This is a genomic window from Streptococcus cristatus, from assembly GCF_003943515.1.
Classification (GTDB): domain Bacteria; phylum Bacillota; class Bacilli; order Lactobacillales; family Streptococcaceae; genus Streptococcus; species Streptococcus cristatus_D.
The window spans coordinates 644,929-658,630 of record NZ_RJPT01000001.1; the positions used below are offsets into that span (position 1 = coordinate 644,929).

Below are 13,702 nucleotides of genomic sequence, written 5' to 3' on the forward strand. Positions count from 1 at the left end.
ATATGTTTTACTTTGTACCTTCTTGGTATAAACAAGATCGAAAATGGTATTCTACTGCCCTACCTTTCTATCTGCAACCGAAAAATATGATGTTTGACGATGCCGTAAATTTATTGCGGATGTTTCAACAATCAGGAGAAGCCAATTCTGTCTTGATTTTGAATTATTCACCTCATATTCGGACTTTCTTTTATCAACAAAGACTTTCATCAGATGAAATGTGGAATCTATTTGATAGCATACAAGGTCTGACAGATGTGCCTGCACGAAAAATTTGTTTGGATGATTTGAAATGGCCGCAAGGAGCAGAAATCTTTTATACTCCTTTTATTATAGATGTTCACGTCGATCACCTACCTCATGCTCAGATTAATTTTTCACAAATAGGTAATATTTTTGATATTACCTATTTTGAAAATAATCAGATAGATTATCAGCTTGTTTTTGATGACCGTGGCTTTGTCTCCAGTATTATCTATTTTGAGCATAATCAGCCTTATTATCAGGACTATCTGAATGCACAAGGAATATGGCAATTCAGAGAATTTTTGACAGCTGATAACCAGCAGGTCATTATCAATCCTGAGGCACAGGGCACATTTGCTAAGGATGTCTATCAGAATATTGAAGAGCTTGTTAAAGAAAAGCTAGAGCAGCATTTGGCTTCTGTTTTAACCAAGGATGATTCGATTATTGTTTCAGCAGATGTGCAGCATAATCATTTTTTCCAACAGATTAAGAAGGATCATCTTGTTGTTCTGTCCTTCTTTGGCAATCGTTATCCGATTACGAATACAGAACAGCTCTTGGCTGATTTAAAAGATACCCCATTTTTTGTGGTAGATAGCTTGGATAAAATCGTGAAGATTGCAGAACAAGTGGGGGAAGTAGAAGAAGAGCAACTTCCTGCTTATTATGAAATTCCACCTTATGATACACAGTTGAATCTTGGGCATAGTCAGCGGAAAAAAGAGTTGATCATCTATGTCAATTTCGATACTTTACCAGAACATCATCTTCAATATGTTTTTACTTCCTTGTTTGATATGATGTTGCAACATGAGTGGATTGACTTATTGGTCGGGACGCAGAGTCAGGATTTTGGTCGAGAAGCTTCTATTCGACAGTTTCTTGAGGAATCTTTATCATCAACAAAGTATGCAGAAAAATTGCTCCTTGTTGACAAGGATAAGGCTGCTAAGAGTGGTGATCCACGCTTAGAAGATGATGATAGCCTCAGAGAGCGAATTGATACTGTAGTGATTCATAGTGATACCGATTTGGCGAAGGCTCTGAAGTATGTTCGGGTCATCTTGGATTTGGGAAGCCCGGCAGATATCCGAACTCAAATTGCGGGTATCAGCGGAGGGATTCCTCAAGTGAATTTGTATAATTCTTCCTATGTGAAGCATGGCGAAAATGGTTGGATCATGAATGATATTTCTAACCTGATAGAGGCACTCTTGTATTACCTCACAGATTTGGAACACTGGAATCAGTCTTTGGTGCATTCGGTTAAGAGGATTGAGCTGTATACAAGGGGAGAAATTGTCGAAATGTGGAAAAATACGATAAAGGAATTAAAGCTAAATGAACAGAATTAGTGTCCTACAGATTGCCAATGAGAATTGGCAGCACCAATATGAGATTCCTAGTAATATCGCATGGACATTTGTTAAACCAGAAGATATCATGTCTCTCTTGCCAGAAGATATCGGTATTTTAAAAAAGGATGGGAAGAAACCGAAGGCTGCTAAGCCCTATGATGTTGTATTGGTCGATACTGTTGAGCATTTTGAGTACATTACAGTATTGGACAGCTTAATTCAGGTTTATCGCTTGTTTTATCATGAGCGCTGTCAAATCACTACAAAAACTTTGGAAAGATTCCTTTTACGCAAAAGGGCCGTTCAGTCTACTTTTGAAGATCCAGCTCAGATGCTGTATCTATTTTCACGGGGCTTTTCTTCCAAGCAAAGTGGTACCAAGCTCAGTGTTAATCACCTAGCTGTCAATCCCTCCTTCTCAGGTCAGATTAACTATGAAGGAACTAACTATCTCCGTCTGTGTGGCCAATATGGTGAGGATTACCAAACTGTAGCAACCTATCAGTACAATATCTTTCTGAGTGCAGACGCCCCTTTGGATTTATGGCCAGAGTTCAGAAATTCTGAAGATTGCGCAATTCGTTATGTCATCAAGGGTTATCCAGTTGGCAATTCTCCTATGCAAGAATGGATTTATGATGAAGAATCTTTTGATAAGCCTCTCGTTTTGGATACCAGCGATTCTTATTACCTAAGCGTCAGTGTTCAAGTGAAGGGGCAAGGAATTGTGAAAATTGGACCATTCCACCATCGCCAGTCTCATTTGGGTTATGGCGACTTGTTGATTGGTGGAAATCGTGTCGTGGATAAAAATCGGGAGGAATTGATTTACTACTTCCATCCTGGTGATTTGAAGCCACCTCTCAATATTTATTTTTCTGGTTATCGTCCAGCTGAAGGATTTGAGGGATACTGGATGATGAACAATTTGGGAGCGCCTTTCTTATTGATTGGAGATCCGCGTTCTGAGGGTGGTGCTTTCTATCTCGGCTCAGAAGAGCTAGAGCAAAAGCTTGTTCAGGTCATTCATCACTGTTTAGATGAATTAGGCTTTACAAGGGATCAGTTGACCTTATCTGGACTATCAATGGGGACCTTTGGAGCTCTGTATTATGCTTCCAAGTTAGAGCCTCATGCAGTGATTGTCGGTAAGCCCTTAGTAAATTTAGGCGATATTGCAGAGAATGAATCCACGATTCGTCCTGGAGGTTTTCCTACTTCTTTAGATTTGGTGCTTCGTACAACAGGAGAATTATCAGAGGAAGGAATAGCTCAACTTAATGAGCACTTCTGGTCAGCATTCAAAGAAGCTGATTTTTCAAGGACGAAATTTATTGTGTCTTATATGTATCATGATGACTACGATGGTACGGCCTACCCTGATATGCTAGAAGAGCTAGGAAAGCGAGCTTATCGCGTTAATATCATTAGTAAAGGATTGACAGGACGACACAATGATGATACGCAAGGAATTGTCGAATGGTTCTTTAATCAATATAAAACTTTATTAGTGAATAGTTTTGAAAGGAAGTTTGATTCGTGAGATACAAGGAAGAAATCTATTTTGCTTATTGGGATATGCAAAGTGTATCACAGTATCTATATGGATCGTCTGTGAAGCTGCTAGCAGATGGGCATGTTTTATATGAGAATCAGTTCATGCCGTCTGGTACAGTCATTCATGAATGGCATTCGCAAGCAAATTATCAGGCTTTACGAAATACAAGCCAGCTTCCTGAATTGAAGCGAGGAGAAAACTATATCTTTGGCAGCCATCTGGAGACTCTTCCTGAAAATTCGACCTACTTGAAGATTGAATTTATGAATGCGCGTGATGAGGAGATTTTTAATCAAATCATTAAGCAGGGTGAGACCATGAGCGTTCGTGTTCCTAATAATACCCATCATTATAAAATTCAATTAGTGAGTTCAGGTTGCCATCGTTTCTTGTTTGAAAGCATCTATATTGCTGAAGAAGGTGTGGCAGATTATACTGTCGATCGCTATTGGATTTCGAAATTGTTGCATAAGGACGTCAATCAAGAGACGATTTACGTTTGCTTTACGGAGCCTGATTTTAATCGGACGGGTTACATTCCAGAAATTGTTCGGGAGCATTTTCCAAATTTGTTGGTAGTCAATTCTTCCTATAAAGACGCTCTTTTGTATATGGAAAAAGAGTTCTTCGAAATCTTACTTGGAACAATTGAAAAGCTGTCTCGAGAATATTCTTTTGAAAAGGTCGCTTTTGCTGGCTATGGGCCGATTTCAAATATCGCAGCCTTGCTTTACTCACAGCAATTTGAAAATGCCTATGCTTTAGTGACTGATGATTTCATGCCAGAATTGGATTATCAGCATGTTCTTGTTCGCTATCAAAATAGGGTAAATTATCCTTTATTTAGAGATTTGCTACTGGAACGCTTCAACTCAGCTAGAGTAAAAGAATATGCCCATCTGAAAAATAGGCCACGGGTACTAACCCAAATTGATTATTTGTTGGATCAGTCCTTTTTGCTTCAAAAAATAGACTTGGAGAAAACGGAAGAGTGGATGAGAAAGAATGAAGTCTAAAAAATTACATTTAGCTAATTCCTTTAAACTAAGGCGGTATAAAAAGATCTTAGAAAAGATTAATCAGCTTTCTGACGATTATGCAGCCATGTCAGATGAAGAATTGCAGTCTAAAACTCAATGGTTTAAAGGCCGTCTTTCTAAGGGAGAAAGGCTGCAGGAAATTTTACCAGAAGCCTATGCCACTATTCGTGAAGCGGCTAAGCGCGTCTTGGGGCTTTATCCTTACGATGTACAAATCTTAGGTGCCTTAGTCATGCAAGACAATCAGATTGCCGAGATGAGGACAGGAGAGGGCAAAACGCTGACAGCGGTTCTTCCCTTGTATTTAAATGCTTTGACTGGAAACAGCACCGTCTTAGTTACGGCCAATGAGTATTTGGCGATACGCGATGCTAAACAAATGGCTCCTGTTTTTCATTACTTAGGGATGACAGTTGGGATTGGTGTTTCAGAAAATCCAGCTAAAAAATTGAAGGTTGCGCAAAAGCAGCGGATTTATCAAAGTGATATCGTGTATACAACACATAGTGCGCTGGGATTTGATTACCTTGAAGAAAATTTAGCGACCTCTCAAGCAAAGAAATTTTTGCCTAAGTTCTATTTCTGTTTGGTTGACGAGGTTGATGCAGCTCTCTTGGATAGTGCACAGATGCCTCTGATTATATCAGGCTCTCCGCGGGTTCAGTCCAATCTATTTATTACCTGTGATGAGTTTGTTAAGACCTTGAAAGAAGGGGAAGACTTCAAGCTGGATTCGACTCGGACTTCAGTCTGGTTGACGAGAAAAGGTGTCAAAGAAGCAGAAATTTACTTCCGTGTGCAAAATGCCTACGATCCAAATAACTACCAACTGATCCGTCAAATCAATTTGGCCTTAAGGGCCAATCATTTATTTGAAAAAGATCGTCAGTATACTGTAGAAAATGGCGAAGTCAAGTTGATGGATGAGGCAACAGGGCGAGTTTTAGAAGGGAATAAACTTCAATCTGGTTTGCACCAAGCCTTGGAAGCGAGAGAACGCGTGAAGATTTCCTTAGAAACACGTTCCATGGCCTCTATTACCTATCAAAATCTGTTCAAGATGTTCCCTAAATTGGCGGGGATGACGGGTACAGGGAAGGTCTGTGAAGATGAATTTCGTGAAGTGTATGACTTGGGAGTGGTCGTTGTACCAACTAGAAAACCCAATCAACGGATTGATTATCCAGATGAGATCTATCTAACTATCCCTCAAAAACTTTATGCTTCTTTGGATTATATTAAAAAACTACACAAAAAGGGGCAGCCAGTTTTGATTGCGACAGGATCGGTAAGAATGTCAGAAATTTACTCCATGCTCCTGTTGCAGGAAGGGATTGCTCATAATGTGCTAAATGCCTACAATGCAGCAAAAGAAGCAGAGATGATTGCACAGGCTGGTCGGCGTTCTGCGGTAACCGTCGCAACCTCTATGGCTGGTCGGGGAACGGATATTATCTTAGAAGAAGGCGTTGCTAAATTAGGCGGACTGGCGGTTATCGGAACAGAGAGAATGTCCAGTGAACGAGTGGACTTGCAGCTTCGTGGTCGTGCAGGCCGTCAAGGCGCACCTGGACTAAGTAAATTCTTTGTTTCACTTGAAGATGATATTATTACAAAGACTGGCAGTAAGTGGATCAATGATTTTTATCAAAAAGAAGTCGCCAAGCCAGAGGAAAAACAGAAGGTTCATCTAAAATCGGTTCGTATTAAATATGAGGTGACAGAAGCTCAGAGAAACAGCGATAATGCGGCAGCTGCTTCAAGACGATCAACGGAGCAGTATGACGAAAGTATCCGAATTCAACGGCAAATCATTTATAACAAGCGCAATGACATTATTGCTCATCCTGACTTTAAACTAGAATATTTTTTATCTGTTTTATCAGATGCTATGGACGCCTATATAAATAAGCATCCATTTAGAGAGCAGGCTGATTTGTATCGATTTGTTTTGGATAACATTAGCTACTATTGTCAAGGCATTCCGAGAGATTTAGATGTGACAAACATTCGTCAAGTTAAGAAGTTTCTATCTAAACTTTTCATTGAAGAATATCAGCGAAAACGCGATAGAATTGAGGATTCAGAACTATTTGGGCAGCTTCAACGCATTGCAGTGTTAAGAGCAGTGGATGATTGCTGGGTGGAGCAAGTTGACTATCTCCAACAATTTCAAACTTTAGTGGTTAGTCAAGGTTATGCACAAAAGAATCCTGTATATGAGTTTCATAAAGAGGCTTTTGAGTCATATAAGAGAATGAATGCAGACATGAATCTTAAAATTATAAAAAATATGGCGCTTAGTTATGTCAATGTTCAGCCTACAGGGAAATTAGAGGTTTTCTTTGGCTAAAGTTTTGACAGATTGTGCTATAGACTTTATAATAAGGATATAACTGCATTCGGGAGAAAATGTATATTTATGGGTAAGAATAATAAAGCAAAATCAAAGGGGTTTAAGCGCGTTATATCGAAGTTTAAACGATTGGTGACGGAGGATGATAATTATTATGATCCGGATGCAGCCATCTTAAAACCGATTAGCCGAAAACCCCAAGAGCAGAATCAGGTTGTGTTAGGTATTAATGAAGAATTAAAACCACAGGCAGAACCAATTTCTATTATGAAAGACTTTGAGGATTTTCAAGCCAACAATAGTTTGGTAGTAGATGATCTGATAAAAAATGTCAGTCAAAGTTTATCAATGAGCGTTTCGACCTCAATGAGTTTGTCTGCTGAACATTTCGATAGTGACTCTGTTTCAACAAGCGAGAGTCCTCTTCAAGATTCGCTGTGGGAGAATGATTCATTAGAGACTTATTCTTTAGACTCTTCTTCTCACAGTATCGATCAGTCAGATTCAGAATCTGAGCTGGCTCTTGAGGATAAATCTCTATCCGCTTCTATCAGCACGAGTGAGAGTCTTTCTGAGTCTGAATACTGGAGTATTTTCGAATCTGAGTCCCTCAGCATATCAGAATCAGATTCACTCTATGAGAGTGAGTGGTTATCCGCTTCCATAAGCGCCAGCGAGAGTCTTTCCGAGTCTGAATACTGGAGTATCTTCGAATTTGAGTCTCTCAGCATATCAGAGTCAGATTCGCTTTATGAGAGTGAATGGTTATCCGCTTCTATCAGTGCAAGCGATAGTCTTTCTGAGTCTGAATACTGGAGTATCTTCGAAACTGAATCTCTCAGCATTTCCGAGTCGGCTTCGCTTTATGAGAGTGAATGGCTATCCGCTTCTATAAGCGCCAGTGAGAGCCTTTCTGAGTCTGAGTACTGGAGTATCTTTGAATCTGAATCTCTCAGCATATCAGAGTCAGATTCGCTTTATGAGAGTGAGTGGTTATCCGCTTCTATCAGTGCAAGCGAGAGTCTTTCCGAGTCAGCTTCTATCCTTCTTAGCGAATTCGTTTCAACTTCGGTAGCGGATAGTCAGTCAGTTTCTCTGTCAGAATCCATTAGTGCTAGTCTGAGCCTTTCAGAATCTGAGTCTCTAAGTGCCTTAGAAGAGACTTCTATGAGTCTTTCAGATTCAGTTTATGAGGAGGAAGCTGATTCATCTTCAGTAAACGAGAATAAGCCGGATACTTTCTTGATTTCTCTTAGCACTAGCCTGAGCCTCTCTACTTCTGAATGGCTAGCTCAGTCTGAGTTCACTTCACTTAGCCTTTCGGCATCTGAATCTTTGAGCATCAGTCAGTCTCTCTCTTTGAGTGAAGCTTTTTCTCAACTTCTTTTCGAATCCGAATCAGCCAAGGAGAGTCAGCAGCTATCAGAATCACTTAGCTATAGCCAGTCCCTTTCTCTGTCAGAATCTTTGAGTGAATGGACAGTAACCTCTCTTAGCCTCAGCGAGTCAGTCTCTTTGAGCGATTCAATCTCCCTGAGTGAGTCCATTGCCGAGTATACTTGGTTAAGTTCTTCATTGTCGGTTAGTGCCTCTGTTGCTCAATCTGAATTGGAAAGCCAATTGACATCAATTTCCGAGTCTATTAGTATTTCAGAATCTCTCAGTCAGAGTGTGAGCGTCTTCACTTCTTTAAGCTTGAGTGAGTCAGTTTCATTGAGTGAATCCGAAAGCCTCAGTGCGTCAATCTCCTTCAGTTTGAGTGAGTCCGCTTCTTTGAGTGAATCTGAAAGCCTTAGTCAGAGTTTCAGCCTTTCAGAATCCTTGAGCCAAAGTATCAGCGCTTCACACTCTTTGAGCCTCAGTGAGTCAATTTCAGTCAGTCAATCTGAACAAGAAAGTCAGAGCCTTAGTGTGTCAGAATCCTTGAGTCAGAGTGCAAGCATTTCGACTTCATTTAGTTTGAGCGAATCACTTTCCGAGTATACTTGGCTCAGTTCGTCACTCTCAGTTAGTGCCTCTGTTGCCCAATCTGAATTGGAAAGCAAGTTAACATCGATTTCCGACTCTATTAGTCAGAGTGCTTCAATCTCTCTGAGTGTTTCAGAATCTCTCAGTCAGAGTGCAAGCCTTTCAACTGCCTTTAGTTTAAGTGAATCAGCTTCCTTGAGTGAGTCTGAAAGCCTTCGTCAGAGCCTCAGTGTTTCAGAATCCTTGAGTCAAAGCCTGAGTGTTTCAAGCTCCTTGAGTTTGAGTGAGTCCGAAAGCCTTAGCCAGAGTCTCAGTATCTCTGAATCATTAAGTGAAAGTGCGAGCCTTTCAACTTCTTTAAGTTTGAGTCAATCAATTTCAGAGTATAATTGGCTCAGTTCTTCACTCTCAGTTAGTGCTTCTGTTGCCCAATCTGCATATGAGAGCAAGTTGATTTCAGTTTCAGAGTCGGTTAGTCAGAGTACATCAGTCTCTATTAGTCTTTCAGAATCTCTTAGTCATAGTGTCAGCATCTCAACTTCCTTTAGTTTGAGTGAGTCGATTTCCCTGAGTGAATCAGAGCAAATCAGTCAAAGTATTGTGAGAGTTTCCTTATCTGAGTTTTATAGCATTTCAGTCTCAGAGTTGCTTTCTTACAGACAGAGTGTTTCAGAGTCTAAGTCAGTATCACATAGTTTACAAGTCTCAGAATCTCTTTCACTTAGCTTGTCTCGAACAGAGTCAATGCGTCTTGCCTATCAACAAGAATCGCTTGATAGTATGAACCTTGCATCTCAGGAACTTTCAGAGGCAGTTGCACTATCTCAAGAAATCCTGTCTGTTCAAGTGTCTACAACTCCAAACTTGAGCGTGACAGATCAAGATGCATATCAGATGGTAAGACCAGGTTTACAGCCAATTTCTCCTGACTTAAAAAATGTCGCTAGTACATTATCTGGATTGGCTTCTATCGCTCAGAATAAGAAAGACCAGCGATAATTTTAAAGATACTAGAGGATACAATAGTATCCATATATATTCACAAAATCAAAAGGAGTCATTATGATTAGAAATACGATGCCCAACAGCAATAAAGGTTTGGGAACGACGGATGTATTACCAATTAGTGAACCACGTATAGGAGTACTGACAGGGGAAATCAACTACAAAAAGGTACCAATAGGCGCCTATGATCTTCTGGGGCAATTTACTTTAGCGAGTCAACCGGATTATGTTAGTGATTTGAATATGATTCAATCAATGGGCTTCAATGTTTATAGAATTTCTATTTCTTGGGCGCGCATTTTCCCAACTGGAGAAGAAGCGCAGCCAAGTGAAGAAGGTTTGAAATATTATGAAGCTATCATTGATCAAGTGTTGCAAAAGGACATTGAACCGATTGTAACTTTAAGTCATTTCGATCTTCCTCTTCATCTGTATGAAAAATACGGTGCGTGGAAGAGCCGCAAGATGATTGAACTTTATGAGCATTATACAGAAGCTGTTTTCAGACATTTTAAAGACAAGGTAAGATATTGGATTACCTTTAATGAATTTAATATTTTACATCATTTACCATATCTTGGTGGCGGTCTGTCTTTTGAAGATGGAGAAAATCGGAACCAACGAATCTGGCAGGCGGCTCACTATCAATTGGTCGCTTCGGCACGTGCTGTTAAGCTTGGAAAATCAATCAATCCAGAATTTCAATTTGGTGGCATGTTGGTAGTCAGTCGTAACTATAGTCAAAATCTAGATAGTGCGATTGATGCGATGGAAGCAGAAGTTAAGAACCGTGAAAACTATGTCTTTACAGATGTACAAGTTCGTGGTTCTTATCCAAACCATTTCTTGCGCCGTTTAGAACGTGAGCAGATTGCTTTGGATATTGAAAATGATGACTTCTTTGACTTACGAGTCGGAAAGGTTGATTTTGTGAGCTTTAGTTACCATGCATCTAGTAATTCTCAAGAAGTCTTTATCAATAAATATGGCTATAATAACACCAATAAGAATCCAATTGATCCTGTAGGTCTTCGCCTAGCTATGAATAATCTTTATGACCGCTATCAAAAGCCACTATTTATTGTGGAAGATGATCTAGTATTAGATGAGTCAGACAGCCGATCAATAGAAGAGCTAAAAACGAATATTCAAGAGATCGTTAAAACAGTAGAATATGATGGCGTTGAGCTTCTTGGCTATACACCTCTCAGCTGGGTAGATCTCAATTTCTAAAGTAGATGCGTTTACATCTAGTTACCTTTTAAGAAAATACCTGAATGGATTATATGTCATCTATTCAGGTATTTTTGTTTATAAAAGAATAAGGTTACAAAACTAAGAGAACCATGGAACTAGCAGGTGGATAGAATTATATTTGCTCCTGTAGTATCCGGATTTTTTTGCTCGGAGACTTATAAAACAATGGTAATAAGCGTCATTTTATGCTACAATTGATAAGATAGTATATAATTAGAATAAATGAAGAATAGAGGGAGCGGAATGAGACTTAAAAAGACCCTATTTGGTAACTATCGTGCCAAGGAAGTTGAAGAATACATTGAATCGTTAGAAGAAGGATTTGATAGTGAAATTCGTAAAAAGAATGAGAAAATTGAATCTTTACGTAAAAAAATTGATGCTTTAAAGAACCAAGAAAGAGAAATCGGTGAAGCCGTTGTTTATGCTAAATCGCTGATTATTGAAGCACATGAAAAGGCAGAAAAAGAGGCTCAAGAGGTTCTCGAGAAAGCTCAGAAAGACTTCTTACAAGTAAGATCGTCTATCCTTGAAGAGATCGATGAATTGACGAAAAAACGTCTTGAAACAGAACAACTTTATAAGGCGCAAAAGGAAAAGATCAAAGAGCTTCTTAGTCAAATTGGTCAGATTCTAGACGAAGAAACTTTAGAGGGTCAAATTGACATCGCAAGTCTAATCGAGGAAGCTTCGGAAGACGACGAATTTGCAAGCATATTTGATACTCCTTTAGAGGAAGATGAAGCTACGCATTTGTTTGATACGCCTTTGGAAGAAGCCGAGGCTTCAAATGAGCAAGTTGAAGCTGAAAGTTTATTTGATGAAGCTTCTCTTGAAGCGCATGAAGAAGAAGTAAATGAATCAGATGTTTTTGGTGAGGAAGAAGTCCCAGTAGAAATCTCTGCTCCACAAAAAGAAGTTGTTAATATCGAGCAAACATTTGCTAAGACAGGTACAGATAGCTCTGTTCCCGTTACTTACTTCACTTCTCCTGTCAAGAAGTCTAAAGACGAAGACAAAGAAAAAGACAAAAAGAAGAAAGGAAAAATCATCAAACGCCTTTCAAGAATTAAAAAAGATAATCTTTTGTAAGAGGAACATGGTTTATGACAATTTATAACATCAACCTAGGAATTGGTTGGGCAAGTAGCGGGGTTGAGTACGCACAAATTTATCGTGCAAAATTACTTCGCAGTGTGGGCTTAGAGGCAAAATTCATCTTTATGGATTTTATTTCAGCCGATAATATTGAACATTTGACGAAGAATATCGGCTTTGAAGACTTTGAGGTCATTTGGCTCTATCAGTATTTTACAGATGTTAAGATTGCTCCAACGACCTACACTCTAGCACATGTTTTAGCTAGTTTTAATAGAGAACCTCTAGAAATCGTCCGTAATCCTGAGAATAAAACCTTTCGGATTATATTTGGAGATAATGATTTCGTAACGTGCTATGCTTGCGATATGGATAATGAACTGATTGAGCGGGCAGAGATTGTTTCGCGTGGCTGTCTCATTCAGAAAGAATATTATACGTATACCAAAAACTTTATTGAATACTATAGTCCTGTAGATGGTCGGGCTCGTCTCTACCAACGGACTTGGCTCAATGAAGATGGTAGTGTGGCTTACGAAGAGATTATCGATGAAGTAGACGGTAAGCCGGAAACGCAAGTTTATCGTTTTCCAGATCAGGTTTTCTACTCCAAGCAGGAGTTTGTTGCTCATTTCATGAGAAGCTTGAAGTTGACAGACAAGGATTTACTGATTCTAGACCGAGAGACAGATATTGGCCAGCCAATCTTCGCCAATAAGGGGGCTGCCAAACTAGCTGTCATCGTTCACGCAGACCACTTTAGTGAAAATCCCGCAGAACAAGATTATATCCTGTGGAATAATTACTACGAGTATCAATTTGAATACGCAGAAGAAGTGGACTACATCATCAACTCGACGGATGCTCAAACAGAGCTGCTGAAAGAGCAGTTTGCTCAATATACGAACATCAAACCAAAGGAAATCTTGACTATTCCGGTAGGAAGTCTGGATCAATTGCGTCATCCAGAAGGCGAGCGCAAGCCGTTTGGTTTGATGACAGCTTCTCGTTTGGCCAGTGAAAAGCATATCGATTGGCTAATTCACTCTGTAGTGAAGGCGCATGAGCAATTACCGGAAATCACCTTTGATATCTATGGCACCGGTGGTGAGGAAGCTATGTTGCGGAAGCTGATTGCGGATCTGCAAGCAGAAGAGTATATTCGACTGATGGGACATCATCATATGGCGGATATTTACAAAAATTATTCCGCTTATCTAGCAGCATCAACAAGTGAAGGCTTTGGTCTGACTCTGTTGGAAGCAGTAGGTTCTGGCCTGCCCATCATTGGCTTTGATGTTCGTTATGGCAATCCGACCTTTATCCGTGATGGAGAAAATGGCTACCTGATTCCTAAGGCTCGTCCAGATGATCTAGATGCCATGACGACAGAGTATGCGGAAAAGATTGTTCAGCTATTAACTCAACACTCTCAAGAAGATTTGTCCCGTGTATCCTATGAGGTAGCTGAACCTTACCTTGATGAGCATATTGCCCAGCGCTGGTCTGATCTAGTTCGATCGGCTCAGACCAACTAAGTAGGATTCAGAAAGAAAGGCATAACCACTATGATTTGTTTGTTTGACCGCTATGATCAAGCAAGTTTTGATTTGTTACGTTCATTAAAAGCAACAGGACTTGATTGTCCTGTTGTTGTTGTACAAGACGATGGCTATCTTTCACCAGATGTCGAGTCTCCTTACAGTTATTTTACAGGAGATTTGGATACACCAGAAGGCCGGCCGATTTATTTTAATCTTGTCCGCAAACCGCACCTATGGGAGATTCGCTCCAGCAATGTGAATGGCGAAAT

At 39.8% G+C, this 13,702-nt stretch carries 8 protein-coding genes and 1 pseudogene; all 9 read left to right on the forward strand.

Annotated elements, in window-relative coordinates; genetic code table 11:
- Positions 1-2 precede the first annotated feature (2 nt).
- Complete coding sequence (gene asp1 / locus D8791_RS03460; RefSeq protein WP_125446255.1) at positions 3-1,604, forward strand: accessory Sec system protein Asp1; 1,602 nt, start codon at positions 3-5, stop codon at positions 1,602-1,604.
- Complete coding sequence (asp2, locus tag D8791_RS03465; RefSeq protein ID WP_125446256.1) at positions 1,591-3,150, forward strand: accessory Sec system protein Asp2; 1,560 nt, start codon at positions 1,591-1,593, stop codon at positions 3,148-3,150. The genes asp1 and asp2 overlap by 14 nt, the downstream gene beginning before the upstream one ends.
- Complete coding sequence (gene asp3 / locus D8791_RS03470; RefSeq protein WP_125446257.1) at positions 3,147-4,181, forward strand: accessory Sec system protein Asp3; 1,035 nt, start codon at positions 3,147-3,149, stop codon at positions 4,179-4,181. The genes asp2 and asp3 overlap by 4 nt, the downstream gene beginning before the upstream one ends.
- Positions 4,171-6,558 carry an accessory Sec system translocase SecA2 gene (gene secA2 / locus D8791_RS03475; RefSeq protein WP_125446258.1) on the forward strand — a complete coding sequence of 796 codons (2,388 nt, stop codon included), beginning with the start codon at positions 4,171-4,173 and terminating at the stop codon, positions 6,556-6,558. The genes asp3 and secA2 overlap by 11 nt, the downstream gene beginning before the upstream one ends.
- A gap of 69 nt (positions 6,559-6,627) precedes the next feature.
- A complete protein-coding gene (locus D8791_RS03480) occupies positions 6,628-9,528 on the forward strand; it encodes a serine-rich family protein (protein WP_125446259.1) in 2,901 nt (966 codons plus the stop codon).
- Between the two features lie 63 nt (positions 9,529-9,591).
- A complete protein-coding gene (locus tag D8791_RS03485; protein WP_061910790.1) occupies positions 9,592-10,767 on the forward strand; it encodes a family 1 glycosylhydrolase in 1,176 nt (391 codons plus the stop codon).
- Positions 10,768-11,034: 267 nt separating this feature from the next.
- On the forward strand, positions 11,035-11,883 hold the full coding sequence (locus tag D8791_RS03490) for a hypothetical protein (protein ID WP_125446260.1): 849 nt from the start codon (positions 11,035-11,037) through the stop codon (positions 11,881-11,883).
- Between the two features lie 14 nt (positions 11,884-11,897).
- Positions 11,898-13,427 carry an accessory Sec system glycosyltransferase GtfA gene (gtfA, locus tag D8791_RS03495; RefSeq protein ID WP_125446261.1) on the forward strand — a complete coding sequence of 510 codons (1,530 nt, stop codon included), beginning with the start codon at positions 11,898-11,900 and terminating at the stop codon, positions 13,425-13,427.
- A gap of 30 nt (positions 13,428-13,457) precedes the next feature.
- Positions 13,458-13,702 (forward strand): annotated as a pseudogene (locus tag D8791_RS03500) (accessory Sec system glycosylation chaperone GtfB); the annotation flags it as partial.